Origin of the sequence: Caulobacter sp. (genome assembly GCF_035254145.1) — a bacterium.
Taxonomy (GTDB): Bacteria; Pseudomonadota; Alphaproteobacteria; order Caulobacterales; family Caulobacteraceae; genus Caulobacter.
On sequence record NZ_DATFAV010000155.1, the window covers coordinates 1 to 19,175 of the forward strand.

Sequence of the window (19,175 nt, forward strand, 5' to 3'; positions counted from 1 at the left end):
CGGCCGACAGGCGCCGTCGATGTCGGCCGGCGCCGGCACGCCCGTGACCGCCGCCAGGGTCGGGGCGATATCGACCGTATCGAGCGGCAGGACGCGCTCGTGCGGGGTCGCCCCTTTCCACCAGAACAGGATCGGCACGCGCCGGTCGTAATCCCACGGACTGCCGTGGGTGGAGACATAGGTCGCCCCGGCCGTGGCCGGCACGCGATCGGGCTTGAAGGCCACCAGGATGTCGCCCACCCGACCGGGATAGGCGCTGCGGCGCACGCGCTCGGCGACCGTCAGCTCCTCCGGCGAAGCGTCGGCCGGCGCCGGGGCCATCGTGAAGATCGCATTGGAATCAAAGGCTTCCGCCACGGCCGGGTCGCGGTTGATCAGGACCAGGGCCGCGGCGGTGATGCGGGCGTGATCGGTGATCGACGGCGTCTTGCGGTCCGGTCCGACGACATAGATCTGGTCGACGCCGCCGTCGGCGATCAGCGGATCCCAGGCCAGATCGAGGTCGGCGCGCAGCTGGGCGTTCAGCTTGACGATCCACGGCTTGCCGATCACGCGCTCGGTTCCGTAGCCCTCGCCCGCCAGTCGCTCGGCGAAATCGGCGCCGCCGTGATCGGCGGCCAGGACGATCAGAACCCCACCCTTCACCTGGTCCAGACTCTTCAGAAAGACGCCCAGGCGCTGGTCGAGGCGTGCGATCTGGTCGCACATCTCCGGCCCCCGCGTGCCGTATCGATGGCCGATAAAATCGGTCGCCGACAGGCTGACGGTGAGCAGATCGACCTGCGGACCGTCCCCCAGGCGATAGGTCTCGCGCAGCCGAGTCGCCAGCTCCAGGGTCACCTGGTCGGTGTACGGACTGGCGTAGAGGTCGCGCTGCCGGTCGGCCTCGCTGGCGGCCGCGGGGATCGGCAGGGCCGCGCGCCATTGGCGGCCGCCGGTCTCGTAGGACGCCTCCAGCGCCTTGCAGCGCTTGGCCGAGGCCTTGTCGTAGTCCCAGGTGACCGGATGCGATTTCAGATCCGCCGCCAGCTTGGCGTTGAAGGCGGCGACGGGCTTCAGGCGCTCCCGCGCCGTCTGGTCCGCCGCGACCCAGGTCGTGAAGCCGAAACCCGGCTGATACCAGAACTGGCCGTCGGCCTTGTGGCCCGACATGGTGATGGCGCCACGGTCCTTGCCCGAGACGCCGAACACCCGGCTTTGGGGCGAGACGGCCTTCAGCCAGTCGCCATAGGTGGTGGCGACCAGATTGGCGGGCGAAACCGCCCTGCCCTTGGGATCATCGGCCGGCGTGACGCTGGGATCGGCCAGGCAGTAGACGGTCTTGCCCGTGGCGCGGTCGTACCAGTCGTTGGCGCTGATGCCGGTCTTGTTGGGGTGCTTGCCCGTCAGCAGGGTCGAGTGGCCGGGGCAGGTCTCGGTGAAGGCGTGCGACTGGTAGCCGTTGGGATAGACGATCCCCTGGCTCAGCGTCGCCAGGCCGCCGACGAACTCGGGCCGGTGCTGGGCGTAGAGATTGGCGCTGAACTGGTCGATCGAGATCACGACCACCAGCTTGGGATCGGGTTTTGTCTGGGCCTGCGCGGCGAACGCGGCCGACAGGACGGCGGCGGCGAGCGCGCCGCGGATGAGCGTCTTCTTCATCCCAGCGATTTCGCCCGAATGGTTCGTCCGTGCAAGGATGGAACGGTTTCGCGACTGAAATGTGGATCGCGCGCTTCGAACAGGGCGCCGTCAGGCCGCCTTGCCGACCACCATGTTGCGGCCTGAAGCCTTGGCCTCGTAGACGCCCTCGTCGGCGCGCTTGAGCAGGGCCTCGGGCGTGTCGTCGGGGCCGCCGGTCGCCGAGACGCCGACCGAGACCGTGACCGTCAGCATCTCCTGACCGTGGGCGACCTTGAACGGCGAGCCCGAGACATGCTTGCGGATGCGTTCGGCGATACGCAGGGCGTCGGCCATCTGGGTCTCGGGCATGATCACCGTGAACTCCTCGCCGCCATAGCGGCAAGGCAGATCGATGGCCCGGACGTTCGAGGCCAGGCGCAGGGCGAACTCGCGCAGCACCTCGTCGCCGATGTCGTGGCCGAAGGTGTCGTTGATCTTCTTGAAGTGGTCGATGTCGATCAGCAGGGCCGAGACCTCGTATCCGCCCAAGGCCGCGCGCCGGACCAGCGAATCGAGCTGGCCGACCATGTAGCGGCGGTTGTGCAGCCCGGTCAGCTGGTCGGTGACGGCCAGTTCCAGCGAATGGTCGAGGTTGTTGCGCAGATAGTCCGTATAGCGCTTGCGCTGGATCTGGGTCTTGGCGCGCGCGGCCAGCTCCTGCGGGTCGATCGGCCGGGTGAGGATGTCGTTCACCCCGATCTCCAGCGCCTTGACCATGCGGGCGCGGTCGTCGGGATCGACCATGGCCAGGACCGGCAAGTGGCGCGTGCGCTCGTCGGACCGCAGCGAGGCGGTGAAGCGCAGGCCGTCGAAGCCCTTGGAGGCGGCGTTGACGATCACCAGGTCGACCGGGCCGCTGGCGCTGATCTTGGCCTTCTCGGGATCGGTCTCGACCACGGGACGATGTTCGGCGGCCAATTCGCCGGCCAGCCGTTCGGCCTGGCGCTCGTTGTCGTCGACGACCAGCACGCGGCCACCCAGGCCGTCCAGGCGCGCGGCGGCGCCGGCGATCACGCCGATGCGCCGGCCCGAGGCCTCGCGCTGGCGAAGTTCGTCGATGACCAGCTTGAAACGGGTCAGGCTGCGCACGCGGGCGAACAGCATGACGTCGTCGATCGGCTTCGTCAGGAAGTCCGAGGCCCCCGCCTCCAGGCCCTGGATCCGGTCGGCCCGGCCGTCCAGCGCCGTGATCATCACCACGGGAATATGGCGGGTGGTGGGATCTTCCTTCAGCTTGCGGCAGACGGTGAAGCCGTCCATGCCGGGCATCATCACGTCCAGCAGGATGATGTCGGGAAGGTCGCGAAGCGCCATGGCCAGGGCGGTCGGCCCGTCCATGGCGGTGGAGACTTCATAGTATTCGGCCGCCAGCTTGGCTTCCAGAAGGCGGACGTTGGCCTCGATGTCATCGACGACGAGGATCCGAGCGCTCATGCAGGCTGCCTCTCGAGGAGCCGCTTTATCGTATCGAGGAAGTGGACCACCGAGATCGGCTTGGAGATGTAGGCCTCGCACCCGCCCTCGCGGATGCGCTCCTCGTCGCCCTTCATGGCGAAGGCCGTCACGGCCACCACCGGAATGTGCGCCAGCTCGTCGTCTTCCTTGAGCCACTTGGTGACTTCCAGCCCCGAGATTTCGGGCAGCTGGATATCCATCAGAATCAGATCGGGCTTGTTGTCACGGGCAATGGACAGCGCCGACAGACCCTCGCGGGTCTGCAGGGTCTCGTAACCCTGGGCCTCGAGCAGATCATGAAAGAGCTTCATGTTCAGCTCGTTATCCTCCACGATGAGGACCTTCTTCGTCATCCTTACCCCGACCATACGGTCATGTGGCGACGCCCACGGATTCGCGCCGTCTTCCAGAAGTTGATCGCACGAATATCCTTAAGCCCGCGCTAATCGCGTTTAGACCGGCCAACCAGAGCTCATGGAACCTCGCTACTCCGATCTTCAGACCTGCGCGGTCAGCCCCACCGCACCGTTGGTCATCGTCGACGTCGACGAAGTGCTGGCCCAGTTCATGCTGGGCTTTGGCGCGTTCATCGCGCGGCACGGATTCGAACTGCGGGTGGATCGGTTCGCCCTGTTCCAGAACATCTATCGCCCTGGAGAGACGGAACACCTCGATCTGATCGCGGGCAAGGCGCTGTTCGACGATTTCTTCCGCGACGGGGCCGAGGACCTGCCGCCGGCGGCCGGCGCCGCCGACGCCTTGGCCGACCTTTCGACCCGCGCCGAGGTGGTCATCCTGACCAATGCGCCCGAGCATGGCCGCCTGTCGCGGGCGCGATGGCTCAAGACCCATGGCTTCGACTATCCGCTGATCATCAACGCCGGCCCCAAGGGTCCCGCGGCGGCCGACCTGTCGGGCCGCACCTCGGGATCGGCGGTTTTCATCGACGATCTTTTGCCGCAGCTGGAATCGGTGGCGGAAAGGGCGCCCGCCGTCGGACGCTTCCAGATGGTCAGCGACGAGCGCCTGCGCCCGCTCGCCCCGTCCGCGCCCGACCGCCATGTCCGTATCGACGAGTGGCCGCTGCTGAAGAAGGCCATCGAGGAGCGCCTGTTCGCATGATCCGTTTCGGCATCGATTTCGGCGGCACCAAGATCGAGGCCGCGGCCATCGACGAGACCGGCGCCTTCGTGGCGCGGGTCAGAAAGCCCAATCCTGGCGACTACGACTCCGCGCTCGAGACCGTGGCCGAACTGGTGACCGACGCCGAGATCATGGCGGGCGCGACCTGCGCGCGGCTGGGCCTGGGCATCCCCGGCTCGATCTCGCCCAGGAGCGGCCTGATCCGCAACGCCAACAGCCTCTATCTGAACGGCCAGCGCTTCGGCGAGGACCTGGAGCAGCGGCTGTCGCGCCCCGTGCGCCTGAGCAACGACGCCAACTGCCTGGCCCTGTCCGAGGCCGCCGACGGGGCCGGCGCGGGCGGGCGGGTGGTGTTCGCGGCCATCCTGGGCACCGGTTGCGGCGGCGGCGTGGTGGTCGATGGCGAGATCATCGACGGCCGCAATGGCGTGGCCGGCGAATGGGGGCACATGCCCCTCCCCTGGCCGAGCCCCGCCGAATATCCCGGCCGCGAGTGCTGGTGCGGCCGCAAGGGCTGTCTGGAGACCTGGATCGCCGGGCCGAGCTTCGCCCGTGACGCCGGCTTTCCGAACGGCCAGGCGACGATGGAAGCCGCGTCGGCCGGGAACGCCGGAGCCCTGGCGGCCCTGGACCGCTATGTCGACCGCCTGGGCCGGGCGCTGGCCGTGGTCTGCGACCTGATCGACCCGGACGTCATCGTGCTAGGCGGAGGGATGTCGAACGTCGAGGCCCTGTATGCGCGCCTGCCAAGCGCCATCGCCCCGCACGTGTTCTCGGACATGTTCGAGACCCCGGTCAGGAAGGCCGTCCATGGCGACAGCTCCGGCGTGCGCGGTGCGGCGTGGCTGTGGCCCGCGGAGATCTAGGGACGCTGCATGAAGGCGCTGTGTCGCGACTGCGGATGGACGGGCCAGGCCAAGGCCGCGCGCTGCCCGTCCTGCGGCTCGCCTCGCACCGTGTTTCACGAGGAGCTGGGGACCCTCTCGATCGCGCACCTGGATTGCGACGCCTTCTACGCCTCGGTCGAGAAGCGGGACGATCCGTCCCTGCGTGACAAGCCGGTGATCGTGGGCGGCGGCAAGCGCGGGGTGGTGACCACCGCCTGCTATATCGCCCGGATGAGCGGCGCCAGGTCGGCCATGCCGATGTTCAAGGCGCTGAAACTGTGTCCCGACGCCGTGGTCATCAAGCCCAACTTCCACAAGTACAAGGAAGAGAGCCGGCGCATCCACGAGAAGCTCGACCGGCTGACGCCGCTGATCCAGCCGCTTTCCCTGGACGAGGCCTGGATCGATCTGACGGGCACCCAACGCCTGCACGGCGCGACGCCGGCGGCGATGCTGGCGAGGCTGCAAGCCGAGATCGAGCGCGACATCGGCCTGACGGTCTCGATCGGCCTGGCCCCCAACAAGTTCCTGGCCAAGATCGCTTCGGAACTGGACAAGCCGCGCGGCTTCTCGGCCATCGGCGCGGCGGAGGCGAAAGACTTCCTCGCCGACAAGCCGGTCAGCATCCTGCCGGGCGTCGGGCCCGCCACCGTCTCCAGCCTCGCCGAGATCGGCCTGCGCACGGTCGGCGACATCGCCGCCGCCGACCTCAAGCTGCTGGCCAATCGCCTCGGCTCCGGAGGCCTTCGCCTTCACAGGCTGGCCCATGGCCAGGACAGCCGCATCGTCGACCCCGACCAGGCGCGCAAGACGATCAGCGCCGAGACCACCTTCAACGACGACCTGCACAAGCGCGACGACCTGGAGGACGAACTCTGGCCGCTCTGCGAGAAGGTCGCCAAGCAGGCCCGCAAGGAAGGCGTCGCCGGCCGGGTCGCGACGCTGAAGCTGCGCACGCCCGATTTCAAGATCCACACCCGCCGCCGCACCCTGGCGATCCCGACCCAGACGGCCCGCACGCTGTTCCAGGTGGCCCGCGAGTTGCTGGCCGCCGAGCCCCGCGGCCTGTCCTATCGCCTGATCGGCGCGGGCCTGACCGAGTTCGTCGACGCCGAGACCGCCGGCTCGGACATGTTCGCCGACGAGGAGCGCCGGTCGCTGAAGAGCGAGACGGCCATCGACGCCTTGCGCGGCAAGTTCGGCGCCGCGGCCGTCGTCACGGGGCGAGCGCTGAAGAGCCGCTGAGTCGCGACTCGCGCCTCTTGCGGTGCGGCCATGGGTTCACCACTTGGACGTCTCCCCCGTGGAACCGTTCGCTACGGCCTTCGCTCTCCCAATCGTGAAGCCGAAAACCGAGGCGCCCCTGTGCTAAAGCGGCGCAGCGACGCATCGGCCTCTTCCAAAGCTGTCGCGTTTCCATATCTAATTCAGGCAGGCGGGTGATTTGCTCGCCGGGAGAGAACAAGTCGATGGCCGAGCGGAAGCAAGGCGGACAAGGTAACGGCGCTGGATCGTCGGTCGTCACGGAAGTGAAGCCGAAGACTCAGAAGCCTTCGCTTTATCGAGTTTTGATTCTCAATGACGACTACACTCCGATGGAGTTCGTCGTCTATGTCCTCGAACGGTTCTTCAACAAGTCGCGCGAAGATGCGACGCGCATCATGCTGCATGTCCACCAGAACGGCGTGGGCGTATGCGGCGTGTACACTTACGAAGTCGCAGAGACAAAGGTCGCCCAAGTCATAGACTCGGCGCGCCGCCATCAGCACCCCCTGCAGTGCACCATGGAAAAGGACTGAGGAGCCTCCCCCATTGCCCTCTTTTTCGCGCCCCCTGGAAGAATCCCTGCACCGCGCCGTCGCCTACGCCAACCAGCGTAAGCACGAGTACGCGACGCTGGAGCACCTTCTACTCTCCCTGACCGACGACGAGGACGCCGCCGGAGTGATGCGCGCGTGCGACGTCGATCTCGCCGCGCTGAAGAAGAGCCTCTCGAACTATCTCGACGTCGAACTGGCCTCGCTGGTCGTCGACGACGACGAGGACGCCAAGCCGACCGCCGGCTTCCAGCGCGTGATCCAGCGCGCGGTGATCCACGTCCAGTCGTCGGGCCGCGAAGAGGTCACCGGCGCCAATGTTCTGGTCGCCATCTTCTCCGAACGTGAAAGCCACGCCGCCTATTTCCTGCAGGAGCAGGACATGACGCGGTACGACGCGGTCAACTTCATCGCCCACGGCATCGCCAAGAAGGCCGGCGCCTCCGAAGCCAAGAGCGTCAAGGGCGCCAGCGCCGGCTCGAACGCCACCGAGGACGACGGCGAAAAGCCCAACACCAAGACGGGCGGCGAGGCTCTGGAAGCCTACTGCGTCGACCTCAACGAAAAGGCCCGCCAGGGCAAGGTCGACCCGCTGATCGGCCGCGCGAACGAAGTGGAACGCGCGATCCAGATCCTGTGCCGCCGCACCAAGAACAACCCGCTGCTGGTGGGCGACCCCGGCGTCGGCAAGACCGCCATCGCCGAGGGCCTGGCTCGCAAGATCGTCACGCACCAGGTCCCCGAGGTCCTGGAAGGCGCCACCATCTACTCGCTCGACATGGGCGCGCTGCTGGCCGGCACCCGCTATCGCGGCGACTTCGAGGAGCGCGTGAAGCAGGTCGTCAAGGAACTGGAGAACCATCCGAACGCGGTGCTGTTCATCGACGAGATCCACACCGTGATCGGCGCCGGCGCGACCAGCGGCGGGGCTATGGACGCCTCGAACCTGCTGAAGCCCGCCCTCGCCTCCGGCTCGCTGCGCTGCATGGGCTCGACCACCTACAAGGAGTTCCGCCAGCACTTCGAGAAGGATCGGGCTCTCGTCCGTCGCTTCCAGAAGATCGACGTGAACGAGCCGACGGTGGAAGACACCATCAAGATCCTCAAGGGCCTGAAGACCTATTACGAGGACTTCCACAAGCTGAAGTACACGGCCGAGGCCCTGAAGGTCGCGGTCGAGCTGTCGGCCAAGTACATCACCGACCGCAAGCTGCCCGATAAGGCGATCGACGTGATCGACGAGGCCGGGGCCAGCCAGATGCTGCTGCCGGAAAGCCGTCGCAAGAAGACCATCGGGGTCAAGGAGATCGAGACGGTCGTCGCCAAGATCGCCCGCATCCCGCCCAAGTCGGTCAGCAAGTCGGACACCGAGGCCCTCAAGGAACTCGAGACCGACCTGAAACGCGCGGTGTTCGGCCAGGACGAGGCGCTGGCCCAGCTGTCGGCCGCCATGAAGCTGGCCCGCGCCGGCCTGCGCGAACCGAACAAGCCGATCGGCTCGTACCTGTTCAGCGGCCCTACCGGCGTCGGCAAGACCGAAGCCGCCAAGCAGCTGGCTCAGACCCTGGGCATCGAGATGCTGCGCTTCGACATGTCGGAGTACATGGAGCGCCATACCGTGAGCCGCCTGATCGGCGCCCCTCCCGGCTATGTCGGCTTCGATCAGGGCGGTCAGCTGACCGACGCTGTCGACCAGCACCCGCACGCCGTCGTCCTGCTCGACGAAATCGAGAAGGCGCACGGGGATGTCTACAACATCCTGCTGCAGGTGATGGACAACGGCGCCCTGACCGACAGCAACGGCAAGAAGGTCGACTTCCGCAACGTGGTCCTGATCATGACCACCAATGCGGGGGCCTCGGACGCCCAACGCAATTCGATCGGCTTCGGCCGCTCGAAGGTCGAGGGTGAAGAGGAAGCCGCCCTCAAGCGCCTGTTCACGCCGGAGTTCCGCAACCGCCTGGACGCCGTGGTGGCCTTCAAGCCGCTCACGCCGGAGATCATCCGCCAGGTGGTGCAGAAGTTCGTCATGCAGCTGGAGGCCCAACTGGCCGACCGCAACATCACGATCGAACTCAGCGACGACGCGGCCGACTGGCTGGCCAAGAACGGCTTCGACGAGCTCTACGGCGCCCGTCCGCTGGCCCGGGTCATCCAGGAGCACATCAAGAAGCCGCTGGCCGACGACATCCTGTTCGGCCGTCTGGTCCGCGGCGGTCACGTCAAGGTCGTGCTGGTGAACGGCAAGATCGAGTTCGAGATCGACAGCCACGGCGGCGACGCCAAGCCGAAGGCCGACGAAGCCGAACCGGCCTTGGCCGAGTAAGGCCCCGGCCTCGGACTAGACGGAAAGGCCCGGAGCGATCCGGGCCTTTTTCGTTCATGCCTCGCCCGAAAATTGCGGGCGAACGAGAACAAACGGTTGCTCGGCGGCATGGCCTTGCTGTTGGCGCTCTACACGGCCCTGCCGAAACTAATCCATTAGAGTTGAGCCGCTAAAGCGCCGCCGCGATCTTCGCCGCCAGGGCCTTGAGTTCGTCGGTATTCGCCATGCCGCCCTCCCCATGCCGGCCGAGCGGCTGGCCCTCGTAGCGGGGGATCACGTGGAAGTGCAGGTGGAAGATCGTCTGTCCCGCCGGCGCGCCGTTGAACTGGGTGACGATCACGCCATCCGGCTTCAGGGCGGAAACCACCGCCCGGGTCAGCGTCTGGGTGGCGGCGATCAGCTCGGCCAGCACCTCGGGCTCGGCCTCGAGCAGGTTACGCGCCTGGCTGACCTTGGAGATCACCAGGGCGTGGCCGCGCGATTGCGGGAAGACGTCCATGAAGGCCAGGACCTTGTCGTCCTCGAACACCTTCACGCTGGGAATCTCCCCGCGGATGATCTTGGCGAAGATGTTGTCGGCGTCGTAGCGTCCGTCCAGGCTCATGACCGTCTCCTTGTGACGCAACGGTCGTAGCAAATGAGGGCAGGCGCGCAACCATGGGCATGAACACGACCGGCACGAGCTCCGACGCCAAACCCCAGGGTCTCACCGAACGTCAGCGGAAATGGTTCGCCTCGGTCCAGGCCAGCCTGGAGCGCGACACGGGCAAGACGATCGAACAATGGGTCGAGATCGTCCGGCGCGAGTGTCCCGAGACGCGTCCCAAGGCCCGGGCCGAATGGCTGAAGGCGGCTTATGGCGTGGGCCAAAACCGCGCCGCCCACATCTTCGCGGTCGCCTTCCCGGAGGCGGGCGGCTGGGACGACGCCGACGGTCTCCGCCAGGCCCTGTGGACCGATCCGCAGTCCACGGCGATCCTGGCCACCGTCGAGGCCGTGGTGGCGGCGTTTCCCAGCCTCGTGACGGGGCAGCGCAAGGGCTACACGGCCTGGTCGAACAAGGTGCAGTTCGCCGCCCTCAAGCCCGTCAGGGGCGGCAAGGCCATGCTGGGCTTGGCGGTCGCGCCTGACGCCTCGCCGCGCCTGGCCGAGCCCAAGAACGAGGGCTGGTCCGAACGCCTGAAAGCCAAGCTGCCGCTGGCCTCGCCCGCCGAGGTCGACGACGAGGTCGCCGCGCTCCTGAAACAGGCGTGGGAGCGCTCCTGACCAGCTTCACGGTAGGAACGCAGGCGATCCGCCTTCGTTGGTCTCCCGAACGAAGGAGACCCGCGATGTCCAATCAAGCCGATCTGGCCGAGAAGTTCTGGAAGGCCCTCAAGTCCGACCGCACCGTGATGCTGGGCCTGACCGACGACGAGAACGGCCGCCCCCAGCCGATGACCGCCGTATTCGAGGGCGATCACTCCGGCCCCATCTGGATCTTCAGCGCCGTCGATGTCGATCTGGTCCGCGCGGTTGAAGGCGGCGAGCGCGACGCCCTGCTGACCTTCGCCTCCAAGGGCCACGACCTGTTCGCCACGGTCGAGGGCCGGATGCGCGTCAACAACGACCGCGAGACCATCGAGCGCCTGTGGAACCCCTTCATCGCCGCCTGGTACGATGGCAAGAACGATCCGAAGCTGCGCCTGCTGCGCTTCGAACCGGGCGACGCCCAGATCTGGCTGAACGAGAACAGCCTGTTCGCCGGCGTGAAGATGATGCTCGGGGCCGATCCGAAGAAGGACTACAAGGACAAGGTCGCCGAGGTGCGATTGCAGTAGGCGCCCGCCACGGGAGGAGCCTACCGCTCCTCCCGGAACGGCGAATATTCCTCGGTCAGCATGTCGATATCCGCCGCGACCGCCTCGCGCTCGCGCTCGAGATAGCGCGCCACGGGCTCGCGTAGCGCCGGATCGGCGATCCAGTGCGCCGAATAGACCGGGCTCGGCAGATAGCCGCGCGCGATCTTGTGCTGCCCTTGGGCCCCGGCTTCGACGCGCGGCAGGCCCAGGCGAATGGCATGCTCGATGGCTTGGTAGTAGCAGAGCTCAAAGTGCAGGAACGGCACGTCCTCGACACAGCCCCAGTGGCGGCCGTAGAGGCAGTCGCGGCCCAGGAGATTCAGCGCCCCCGCGATCCAGGGACCGCCCGGCCGCCGCGCCAGGATCAACAGCACCCTGTCGGCCATCCGCTCCTGCAGCAGCGAGAAGAAGCGCCGGTTCAGATAGGGCCGCCCCCATTTGCGGCTTCCAGTGTCCATGTAGAAGGCGAAGAACGCGTCCCAGTGGTCCTCGGTCAGCTCACCGCCCGTGAGCGCGACGATCTCGAGGCCGTCCCGGGCGTCGCGCCGCTCGCGGCGGATGGTTTTGCGACGATTGGCCGACAAGGCCGCCAGGAAGTCGTCGAAGGTGGCGTAGCCGCGGTTTTCCCAGTGGTACTGCTGGTCCTGCCGCAGCAGCATCCCGCGCTCACCCATCCAGCGCCACTCATCCTCGACCGGGAAGGTGACGTGCAGCGACGACGCCCCCATGCGCTCGCACAGGGTCAGGGCTCCGCCCAGCAGGGCCGATCGCCCGTCGTCGGCGTCGACATCAGGCCGAACGACCAGTCGCGACCCGGTCACCGGCGAGAACGGCGAGGAACACTGGAGCTTGGGATAGTAGCGGCCGCCGGCGCGCTCGTAGGCGTCGGCCCAGGCATGGTCGAAGACGTATTCGCCCTGGCTGTGGGACTTCAGATAGAGGGGCATGACGCCGGCGACGGCGCCGGCTTCGTCCTCGATCGACAGATGCTGCGGCGCCCAGCCGGCGCGGGCCGAAACGCAGCCGCTTTCCTCCAGGATCGACAGGAAGTCGTAGGACACGAACGGATCGCCGGTGGGCGCGGCGCAGGCGTCCCAAGCGTCCTTGCCGATCTCGGCGATCGCGCGATGGACGCGAACCGCCGGCCGGACTGAACTCACGCGTTGAAGCCCTCGAAGATCAGGTTGTCGCAATGGTCCTGCACGCCTTCCCACTGGTCGGGGCTGCGGACGGTCCAGGCGATCACCGGCATACCCTTGGCGCGATATAGGTCGGCGCGCGGGCTGGGCAACATGTCCAGGCCCAGGGCCAGGAAGTCGGGCCGCGCCAACTCCACCTGCTCCAGCGCCGCCAGGGACTTGCGCATCTCGGGGGCCAGCTTGCGGGCGCCCTCGTCGTTCCAGCCATAGCTGTCCAAACCGCGCAGGATCTGCGGATGATGGTCGGCGAACCAGGCGTGGGAATAGGGATTGAAGCCAATCACGGCCGTCGGGCCATTGTGGTCGACCAGCACCTCGGTGACCCGCTTTTCCAGGGGCCCGACCTCACCGAAGGGCGTCTTCAACTCGATGAACACCATGGCGCGGTGACCAATCAGGGCCAGGGTGTCGGCCAGGGTCGGGATGACCTCGTCGGTCCCCTTCAGCATCATGGTCCCGAGGTCGGCGGCGGTATGGTCGCGCACGCGCCCTTCCCGGCCCGTCATCCGCTCCAGGCGTTCGTCATGGAAGACCACGGCTTCGCCGTCGGCGGTCAGTTGGACGTCGAGCTCGACCCCGTAGCCGCCAGCGCAGGCGGCCTGGAAGGCGGCCAGGGAGTTCTCGGGCGCGCCATCGGGCGTCCAGAGGCCGCGATGGGCCACCGGCGGGTCGAACAGGCGCTCCCACGCCTCGCCGAAGGTTTCGGTCGAGGGGCGTTCGCGCGCGCGCATCAGGCGATCTCCACCACCGCGTCGACCTCCACGGCGAAGCCGAGAGGCAGCTTGTAGACCCCCACCGCCGAGCGGGCGTGGCGGCCGGCGTCGCCCAGGGCCTCGACCATCAGGTCCGAGCAGCCGTTCACGACCTTGGGGATGTCGAGGAAGTCGGGGCCGACCTGGACGAAGCCGCCAAGCTTCACGACGCGCACGACACGGTCCAGGTCGCCGTCGCAGGCCGCCTTCATCTGGGCCAGCAGATTGATCCCGCACAGCCGCGCGGCCTTCTGGGCGGTCTCCAGGTCGACATCGACGCCGACCGTGCCGCGGATGCCGCCGGCGGCGTCCAGCGAGATCTGGCCGGAGATTTGGACGAGGTTCCCAGTGCGGACGAAGGGCACGTAATTGGCCACCGGCGCCACGGGCTGGGGCAACTCCACGCCAATCGCCTTCAGGCGGTCCTCGACCTTCGACATGCACGCGCTCCGCTGATTTGTCCGGCATGCTTAACGCGCCAGGCCGAGGCGCAAAAGAAAAAAGGCCCGAACCTTTCGGTCCGGGCCCTGATCGTGGATCGCGTCGGCGGGACGCGATCTGACGCTCTTAGCGAGCAGCTTGGAACTTCTCGACGGCGGCGCTGACGCGCTCGTTCAGCGGCTTCACCGAGTCCTTGATCGAGGCCGAGACGATCTCCGAGGCCTTGCTGACCTGGGCGATGTAGGCTTCCAGGGCCGACTTGGCCCAGGCGGTCTGCAGTTCGACGGCTTCCTGGACGCTCTTGGCGGCGGCCAGCGACTTGGCGGCGGCGACCTGATCTTCGGCGGCCTTCTTGCCGTAGGCGAAGGTCTGGGCGCCCAGGGCTTCAGCGCCCTTGGTGGCGGCGGTCACCGAGGCGACGACGGCTTCCAGGTTCTTCTTCGAATGGGTGTTGGCTTCGGCCAGGGCGGCGAGCGACTTTTCGACGCCGTCCTTGAACGCTTGGTTCGAGGCCGAGGTGAATTGCTCGACGGTGGTCTTGATGGTTTCGGCGGCGGCCATGGGAAACTCCTGGGGAGGACGGAGGGCGGGGCGTGAGGGCCGAGCTGCAACTCGCCCATCTACGTTTGGGACAACAATGGTTTGCCATGTTGCACTGCAGCAGTCAAGAATTTTGTGCAGCGCACCATAACCCTAGGGCAAGCTGCAGCATTGGAACCACGCGCTCAATTTTTTCGCGACCGCGGCAAGTTCGCTCACCACTTGTTTACTTTAGCGAAAGGGACCGTCCATCATGGTAGGGACACGCGTGTGGCGGTGCGGAACCGCTCAGTTCAAATGACGGACGTCCATCATGTTCGCCAAGCTTAACGCCGCTCGTTCCATGTTCGTCGCCGCCGGCCTGGCGCTGGCGGGCCTCGTTGGCGCCCTGACGCCGACCACCGCCTCGGCGACCATACCCTATCTGCAACTGAACGCTTCGGAGCCTAAGTACGCGGCGATCGTGGTCGACGCCAATTCGGGCGAAGTCCTTTACGACAAAAGGGCTGACAGCCCTCGCTACCCGGCTTCGGTGACCAAGGTGATGACCCTGTACCTCACCTTCGAGGCGCTCAGCGAGGGTCGGCTGAAGCTGACCGACCGCGTCGTCATGTCGCCCCGCGCCGCCGCCCAGGCGCCGACCAAGATCGGCCTGCGCCCCGGCGATAGCCTCAGCGTCGACGAGGCCATCAAGGCCATGACCGTCAAGTCCGCCAACGACGTCGCCGTGGCCATGGCCGAGCGCCTGGCCGGCAGCGAGTCGCGATTCGCCGCCCTGATGACCCTGCGCGGTCAGGAACTGGGCATGCGCAACAGCCGCTTCGTGAACGCCTCGGGCCTGCCCGACAGCCGCCAGATCTCGACGGCTCGCGACCTCGCCATCCTGTCGCGCGCCACCATGCGCGACTTTCCCCAGTACTACAGCTACTTCTCGGTGAAGGGCTTCACGTTCCGGGGCAATTACATCAAGGGCCACAACCGCCTGCTCGACAGCATGGAAGGTTTCGACGGCCTGAAGACCGGCTACACCAACGCCAGCGGCTTCAACCTGGCCGGCTCGGCCGTGCGTGACGGCCGCCGCCTGATCGCCGTGGTGCTGGGCGGACCGTCCACCGCTTGGCGCGACAACAACATGGAAGACCTGCTGCTGACCGGCTTCGACGTAATGAAGCGCCGCTCGCACGGCGAACGCACCACCATCGCGGCCAACATGTACGAAGACGAGCCCTCGGGTCCGATCGATCGTCCGTCGGTCGAACAGGGCGACGGCGACCAGGCCGGCCTGAAGATCGTGCTGACCGAGAACCCGCGCAATCCGGGCCCGGTGAAGGTCTCCCCCACCCTGCGCGCCGCCCAGGCCGCCGCCAAGCCGGCCTCCCAAAAGGCTTCGAAGAAGCCGCAAGGCGAATGGGCCGTTCAGGTCGGCGCCTTCAAGTCCAAGTCGCTGGCCAACGATCAGCTGAAGCTGGTGCGCGGCCGCTTCGCCAAGGTCGTCGCCGACGCCGAGGCCGCCGTGGAAGGCGCCGGCGGCACGTTCCGCGCCCAGTTCCAGGGCCTGACGGCCGACGCCGCCCGCAGCGCCTGCTCGGCCCTCAAGGCCAAGCGCGTGCCCTGCATGGTGCTGTCGCCGCGCTGATTGAGCCGACCTCCCCGGCGAACGCCGGGGGTCCAGATCAAACGAAGGGCGCTGCGTGGCTTCACGCAGCGCCCTTCTCATTCATGGCTGCTTACAATTTTCTCGTCATCCCGGAAGCCTCGCAGAGGCTATCCGGGTCCCAGGGGCCGTCGCGCTGAGGCCAGGATGACGACCTATTTTGCCTCCGCCAGCACCCGCCCAATCAGGCGGGCTAGGCGCGCGACGCCTTCTTCGATCTGGGCGTCCGTGGGCAGCGAATAGCTGAGGCGGATGGCGTTGGCCCTCGGGACCTCGGCGAAGAACGGCGCGCCCGGCACGAAGGCCACGCGCTCCTCCTTGATCGCCCGCGCCAGCAGCGCCGCGCCGTCGATCCCTTCCGGCAGGTCGATCCAGACGAACATGCCGCCCTCCGGATGCGACCAGGTCACGCCCTTGGGCATGGTCCGCTCCAGGGCCGCCAGCATCACCCGCCCCTTGTGGCCATAGGCGCCGCGCAGGCGGTGCAGGTGCTGGTCATAGCCCTCGGAGACCGCCCGGTGGGCGACCATCTGGTTGATCGTCGAGACGTGCAGGTCCGCGCCCTGCTTCAGCAGGACCAGCTTTTCGATCACCGCCTTGGGGCCGCAGACCCAGCCGATCCGCAAGGCCGGCGACAGGGTCTTGGACAGCGTGCCCAGGAACATGGTCCGGCAGTGGTCGATGCCGCCCGAGCGGGCGATGTCCAGCGCCAGCAGGGTCGGCGTCGACTCGCCCTCGAACCGCAGTTCGCGATAGGCGGCGTCCTCGACCAGGGTCATGTCCAGTTGATCGGCCAGGCCCAGCAGGGCCTCGCGCTCGGCCAGGGTCAGGCTGACGCCGGTGGGATTGGCGAAGTCGGGGACGAAATAGCCCAGCGGGCGCGGCGTCCGGCCGGCCATCAAGGCGCCAGCGTCGACGCCCTGGCTCAAGGCGCCCTCGGGCAGGTCGAGATAGGCCGGCTCGTAGCCGTTGAAGGCCTGCAGAGCGCCCAGATAGGTCGGACGGGCCACCATCACCGTGCCGCCCGGCGAGATGAACAGCTTGCCGATCAGGTCGAGCGCCTGCTGCGAGCCGGCGGTCAGCATGATGTTGTGCGGCTCGCACGGCATGCCGTCCCGGCTCATGCGCTCGGCGATCCACTGGCGCAGCGGCAGATAGCCCTCGCTGACCGAATATTGCAGCGCCTGGGCGGCCTGGGCCGGATCGGCCAGCACCGCCTCGTAGGCCTTCTGGATCTCTTCGGCGGGGAACAGGCCCGGGTCGGGGATGCCGCCGGCGAACGACAGGATGTCGGGCTGGTCCAGAAGCTTCAGGAGCTCGCGGATCTCGCTGGCGCGGACGCGGGTCATGCGGTCGCTGAAGCGCGAGGCCCAGTCGTGGGTGTGATTGGTCATGGGGTGATCGAAGTCCGAACTGAATTGACGTCCTTGAGCCGCGCCCATCCTCACGAGAGGAAGCGGCTCGCCTGAGCGAGGATCAGGGCGTCATACCGAGCAGGTCGGGCCGCCCCTCATGAAGAGGTTCGGCAAGCGGCGGCGCCAGAAGCGTTCGCGGTTGATCATGGTCGCAAGTCCTAGCTCAGCTGCGCCTCTTGATCAAACGATCCCGCGCGGCGTTCAGCTGGGCGGCCAGCCCCTCGGTGCCGCCCTTGTCTGGATGGGCCATCTGGATCAGGCGCGTATAGGCCGCCTTGACCTCGGCCAGCGTCGCCTCGGGACCCACGCCCAGGATCGCGCGGGCCTCGGAGAGGCTGAGTTCGGGGCGCGGCGGATGGACGAGCTCCCGCCGGATGACCGGGCGCCGGCGAGCCTCGGTGATGCTCCAAAGACCGACCACGCCCAGCACGATCCCCGTGCCCCACGAACCCCTTATGGTGGCGTAGGCGGCGAAGGCGAAGGCGACGATCGCGGCCACGCCCGCCCCCACTCGCCAGCCGTCGCCCTTCAGCAGGGTCCGGCGGCGCGGCCAGAGCAGGAAGGCCAGGATGGCCGCGCCCAGCAGCAGATAGATCATCACGACTCCAGACACGAAAACGGGCGGCGAGGTCTCCCCGGCCGCCCGCTCATCAAACCATGTAGCTCTTGGACTACTGCGCCGCCAGCAAGGTCTCGCCCGAATAGGCCGACAGGCCCAGACTGTGCATCAGGGCCCGCAGCTCCTGACGCGCGGCCAGGTGCTGCAGCGAGACCGGCACCGGACGCACCTGCGGCGATAGGTCGGCGATGGTCAGGCCGAACGGGAACAGTTCGCGATAGATCACGCGGTCGCGCAGCCCAGGCCCGATGCGGAAGCCCACGCGCTTGGCCAGGGCCGTCAGACGGTCTTCCAGGCGCTTGCGGTTGCGGGCCTCGGTGGTGGCCAATCGATTGCGCAAAACGACCCAATCGAGCGCCTGGCGCTGGCCCGACAGCGCCCTCTGCTTGCGCGCTTCCCAGACGGTCAGCGAATAGAGGCTGGGCTTGGTCAGCTCCATGCTCACAGGATCGACGTGGCCCAGCATGTCGAAGTCGACGAAGCTGTCGTTCATCGGCGTGACGATCAGGTCGGCGCGGCCATGGGCCAGGCGCGAGACGGCGGTGTCGCCCCCTGGGGTGTCGATCAGCACGAAGTCGCACTCTGCCAGGCCCTTGGCGAAGGCGGCCTCGAAGCCGGCGACCTGCTCGTCTTCCGACTTCTCCGCCAGGGCGATGTCGTCCTCCGACAACCGCAACAGCAGCGGTTCGGGCAGTTCGAGCTTCTTGGCGGCGAGCCACGCGAGACGGTTCTCGAAGAACCGCGCCGAGGTGCTCTGGCGCAGGTCGAGGTCGATGACCGCGACCTTGGCGCCGCCGTAGAGCAGCGCGGTCACGAGATGGACGGCGATGGTCGACTTGCCCGCCCCGCCCTTCTCGTTGCCGACGACGATGACCCGCGTTTCGGCCATGAGTTCGATCCTTGATACGTCGCGACTCGCGCGACCTTGGACTGAAGGTTAACACGATGTTACCCCGGCCTCATGGGGTCAACGGCTTCAATCCACAGACCTAATTGTCGCAGCGCCGGTTTTGGGTTTCCGCCGCGTCGCGGTGGACCTTCGCGCGCGCCGGGGCCATAAGCCCCAGAGCGCGTTTGAGCGGCTAAACCGATCAAACGCGCTCTAAGTCTATGAATTCGAGCCTGTTTATCCGGGTTAGATGGTCCCATCTAACCCAGACAGGCTCGCCTGTATGCGTGGAGGCCGTCATGAGCCAACCGACCATCGTCCGCACCGTCGCGCAGATGCGCGAGCATGTTCGCGCCTGGAAGGCCGCCGGCCAGCGCGTGGCCCTGGTCCCGACCATGGGCGCCTTGCACGAGGGGCACCTGTCGCTGATCCGCCTGGCCCAGCAGAACGCCGACCGCGTGATCGCCAGCGTCTTCGTCAATCCCAAGCAGTTCGCGCCGCACGAGGACTTCGACGCCTATCCACGCGGCGAGGC

Annotated in this window: 20 protein-coding genes and 1 pseudogene; 10 read left to right on the plus strand and 11 right to left on the minus strand. The window is 67.2% G+C overall.

The window, feature by feature from the left end; genetic code table 11:
* The 3 genes from VJ655_RS09060 to divK all read right to left on the minus strand — a co-directional run.
* The coding region (locus VJ655_RS09060) for an alkaline phosphatase family protein (RefSeq protein WP_324110742.1) at positions 1–1,641 on the minus strand (1,641 nt) is incomplete at its 3' end.
* A gap of 90 nt (positions 1,642–1,731) precedes the next feature.
* The gene (locus tag VJ655_RS09065; RefSeq protein ID WP_324110743.1) at positions 1,732–3,096 is read right to left on the minus strand and encodes a PleD family two-component system response regulator; all 1,365 of its coding nucleotides are present in this window, start codon (positions 3,094–3,096) and stop codon (positions 1,732–1,734) included.
* The gene (divK, locus tag VJ655_RS09070; RefSeq protein WP_062097996.1) at positions 3,093–3,470 is read right to left on the minus strand and encodes a cell-cycle response regulator DivK; all 378 of its coding nucleotides are present in this window, start codon (positions 3,468–3,470) and stop codon (positions 3,093–3,095) included. The genes VJ655_RS09065 and divK overlap by 4 nt, the downstream gene beginning before the upstream one ends.
* 121 nt (positions 3,471–3,591) lie before the next feature.
* Here divK and VJ655_RS09075 point away from each other — a divergent pair, with 121 nt between their 5' ends.
* The 6 genes and pseudogenes from VJ655_RS09075 (at position 3,592) to clpA (ending at position 9,290) form a co-directional block, all read left to right on the plus strand.
* Positions 3,592–4,239, plus strand: coding sequence for a hypothetical protein (locus tag VJ655_RS09075; RefSeq protein ID WP_324110744.1), 648 nt, complete (start codon positions 3,592–3,594; stop codon positions 4,237–4,239).
* Positions 4,236–5,126: an ROK family protein gene (locus tag VJ655_RS09080; protein ID WP_324110745.1), complete on the plus strand. Its 891-nt coding sequence runs from the start codon at positions 4,236–4,238 to the stop codon at positions 5,124–5,126. The genes VJ655_RS09075 and VJ655_RS09080 overlap by 4 nt, the downstream gene beginning before the upstream one ends.
* A 9-nt stretch (positions 5,127–5,135) precedes the next feature.
* Entirely contained in the window at positions 5,136–6,392 is a 1,257-nt protein-coding gene (locus tag VJ655_RS09085) for a DNA polymerase IV (RefSeq protein WP_324110746.1), read from the plus strand.
* Between the two features lie 22 nt (positions 6,393–6,414).
* Positions 6,415–6,590: pseudogene (locus VJ655_RS09090) on the plus strand (hypothetical protein).
* 26 nt (positions 6,591–6,616) lie between these two features.
* The gene (gene clpS, locus VJ655_RS09095; RefSeq protein WP_099576690.1) at positions 6,617–6,946 is read left to right on the plus strand and encodes an ATP-dependent Clp protease adapter ClpS; all 330 of its coding nucleotides are present in this window, start codon (positions 6,617–6,619) and stop codon (positions 6,944–6,946) included.
* A gap of 13 nt (positions 6,947–6,959) precedes the next feature.
* The gene (gene clpA, locus VJ655_RS09100) at positions 6,960–9,290 is read left to right on the plus strand and encodes an ATP-dependent Clp protease ATP-binding subunit ClpA (RefSeq protein ID WP_324110747.1); all 2,331 of its coding nucleotides are present in this window, start codon (positions 6,960–6,962) and stop codon (positions 9,288–9,290) included.
* A gap of 169 nt (positions 9,291–9,459) precedes the next feature.
* Here the strand turns inward: clpA and VJ655_RS09105 are convergent, their stop codons facing one another.
* Positions 9,460–9,894, minus strand: coding sequence for an HIT family protein (locus VJ655_RS09105; protein ID WP_324110748.1), 435 nt, complete (start codon positions 9,892–9,894; stop codon positions 9,460–9,462).
* 53 nt (positions 9,895–9,947) lie between these two features.
* Here VJ655_RS09105 and VJ655_RS09110 point away from each other — a divergent pair, with 53 nt between their 5' ends.
* Positions 9,948–10,556 (plus strand): DUF4287 domain-containing protein, encoded by a 609-nt coding sequence (locus VJ655_RS09110; protein ID WP_324110750.1) that lies wholly within the window; start codon positions 9,948–9,950, stop codon positions 10,554–10,556.
* 65 nt (positions 10,557–10,621) lie between these two features.
* The gene (locus VJ655_RS09115) at positions 10,622–11,110 is read left to right on the plus strand and encodes a pyridoxamine 5'-phosphate oxidase family protein (protein ID WP_324110751.1); all 489 of its coding nucleotides are present in this window, start codon (positions 10,622–10,624) and stop codon (positions 11,108–11,110) included.
* 20 nt (positions 11,111–11,130) lie between these two features.
* Here VJ655_RS09115 and VJ655_RS09120 read toward each other — a convergent pair whose 3' ends face one another.
* The 4 genes from VJ655_RS09120 to VJ655_RS09135 form a co-directional block, all read right to left on the minus strand.
* Positions 11,131–12,291: a GNAT family N-acetyltransferase gene (locus tag VJ655_RS09120; protein WP_324110752.1), complete on the minus strand. Its 1,161-nt coding sequence runs from the start codon at positions 12,289–12,291 to the stop codon at positions 11,131–11,133.
* Positions 12,288–13,061 carry a glycerophosphodiester phosphodiesterase gene (locus VJ655_RS09125; RefSeq protein WP_324110753.1) on the minus strand — a complete coding sequence of 258 codons (774 nt, stop codon included), beginning with the start codon at positions 13,059–13,061 and terminating at the stop codon, positions 12,288–12,290. Before VJ655_RS09125 ends, VJ655_RS09120 begins: the two co-directional genes overlap by 4 nt.
* Entirely contained in the window at positions 13,061–13,522 is a 462-nt protein-coding gene (locus VJ655_RS09130; protein WP_324110754.1) for a RidA family protein, read from the minus strand. Before VJ655_RS09130 ends, VJ655_RS09125 begins: the two co-directional genes overlap by 1 nt.
* A 127-nt stretch (positions 13,523–13,649) precedes the next feature.
* Complete coding sequence (locus tag VJ655_RS09135) at positions 13,650–14,084, minus strand: TIGR01841 family phasin (RefSeq protein ID WP_324110756.1); 435 nt, start codon at positions 14,082–14,084, stop codon at positions 13,650–13,652.
* Between the two features lie 292 nt (positions 14,085–14,376).
* On the opposite strand from VJ655_RS09135, the gene VJ655_RS09140 reads away from it, so the two are divergent.
* The gene (locus VJ655_RS09140) at positions 14,377–15,699 is read left to right on the plus strand and encodes a D-alanyl-D-alanine carboxypeptidase (RefSeq protein ID WP_324110757.1); all 1,323 of its coding nucleotides are present in this window, start codon (positions 14,377–14,379) and stop codon (positions 15,697–15,699) included.
* 173 nt (positions 15,700–15,872) lie between these two features.
* On the opposite strand, the gene VJ655_RS09145 is transcribed toward VJ655_RS09140, so the two are convergent.
* The 3 genes from VJ655_RS09145 to VJ655_RS09155 form a co-directional block, all read right to left on the minus strand.
* Positions 15,873–17,111, minus strand: coding sequence for a PLP-dependent aminotransferase family protein (locus tag VJ655_RS09145; protein ID WP_324110758.1), 1,239 nt, complete (start codon positions 17,109–17,111; stop codon positions 15,873–15,875).
* 184 nt (positions 17,112–17,295) lie between these two features.
* Positions 17,296–17,730 carry a J domain-containing protein gene (locus VJ655_RS09150; protein ID WP_324110759.1) on the minus strand — a complete coding sequence of 145 codons (435 nt, stop codon included), beginning with the start codon at positions 17,728–17,730 and terminating at the stop codon, positions 17,296–17,298.
* Between the two features lie 73 nt (positions 17,731–17,803).
* Positions 17,804–18,640, minus strand: a complete 837-nt coding sequence (locus VJ655_RS09155) for a division plane positioning ATPase MipZ (RefSeq protein ID WP_324110760.1) — start codon at positions 18,638–18,640, stop codon at positions 17,804–17,806.
* A gap of 299 nt (positions 18,641–18,939) precedes the next feature.
* On the opposite strand from VJ655_RS09155, the gene VJ655_RS09160 reads away from it, so the two are divergent.
* Positions 18,940–19,175 (plus strand): pantoate--beta-alanine ligase (locus VJ655_RS09160; RefSeq protein ID WP_324110761.1); only part of this gene is annotated, 236 nt, incomplete at its 3' end.

Excerpts from the sequence above, each read along its gene's own strand:
- VJ655_RS09075 (WP_324110744.1), top strand. The coding sequence starts at position 3,592 with ATGGAACCTCGCTACTCCGATCTTCAGACCTGCGCGGTCAGCCCCACC.
- VJ655_RS09105 (WP_324110748.1), bottom strand. The coding sequence starts at position 9,894 with ATGAGCCTGGACGGACGCTACGACGCCGACAACATCTTCGCCAAGATC.
- VJ655_RS09080 (WP_324110745.1), top strand. The coding sequence starts at position 4,236 with ATGATCCGTTTCGGCATCGATTTCGGCGGCACCAAGATCGAGGCCGCG.
- VJ655_RS09145 (WP_324110758.1), bottom strand. The coding sequence starts at position 17,111 with ATGACCAATCACACCCACGACTGGGCCTCGCGCTTCAGCGACCGCATG.
- VJ655_RS09150 (WP_324110759.1), bottom strand. The coding sequence starts at position 17,730 with ATGATCTATCTGCTGCTGGGCGCGGCCATCCTGGCCTTCCTGCTCTGG.
- divK (WP_062097996.1), bottom strand. The coding sequence starts at position 3,470 with ATGACGAAGAAGGTCCTCATCGTGGAGGATAACGAGCTGAACATGAAG.
- VJ655_RS09140 (WP_324110757.1), top strand. The coding sequence starts at position 14,377 with ATGTTCGCCAAGCTTAACGCCGCTCGTTCCATGTTCGTCGCCGCCGGC.
- VJ655_RS09065 (WP_324110743.1), bottom strand. The coding sequence starts at position 3,096 with ATGAGCGCTCGGATCCTCGTCGTCGATGACATCGAGGCCAACGTCCGC.
- VJ655_RS09085 (WP_324110746.1), top strand. The coding sequence starts at position 5,136 with ATGAAGGCGCTGTGTCGCGACTGCGGATGGACGGGCCAGGCCAAGGCC.
- VJ655_RS09155 (WP_324110760.1), bottom strand. The coding sequence starts at position 18,640 with ATGGCCGAAACGCGGGTCATCGTCGTCGGCAACGAGAAGGGCGGGGCG.
- VJ655_RS09130 (WP_324110754.1), bottom strand. The coding sequence starts at position 13,522 with ATGTCGAAGGTCGAGGACCGCCTGAAGGCGATTGGCGTGGAGTTGCCC.
- clpS (WP_099576690.1), top strand. The coding sequence starts at position 6,617 with ATGGCCGAGCGGAAGCAAGGCGGACAAGGTAACGGCGCTGGATCGTCG.
- VJ655_RS09110 (WP_324110750.1), top strand. The coding sequence starts at position 9,948 with ATGGGCATGAACACGACCGGCACGAGCTCCGACGCCAAACCCCAGGGT.
- VJ655_RS09125 (WP_324110753.1), bottom strand. The coding sequence starts at position 13,061 with ATGCGCGCGCGCGAACGCCCCTCGACCGAAACCTTCGGCGAGGCGTGG.
- VJ655_RS09115 (WP_324110751.1), top strand. The coding sequence starts at position 10,622 with ATGTCCAATCAAGCCGATCTGGCCGAGAAGTTCTGGAAGGCCCTCAAG.
- VJ655_RS09135 (WP_324110756.1), bottom strand. The coding sequence starts at position 14,084 with ATGGCCGCCGCCGAAACCATCAAGACCACCGTCGAGCAATTCACCTCG.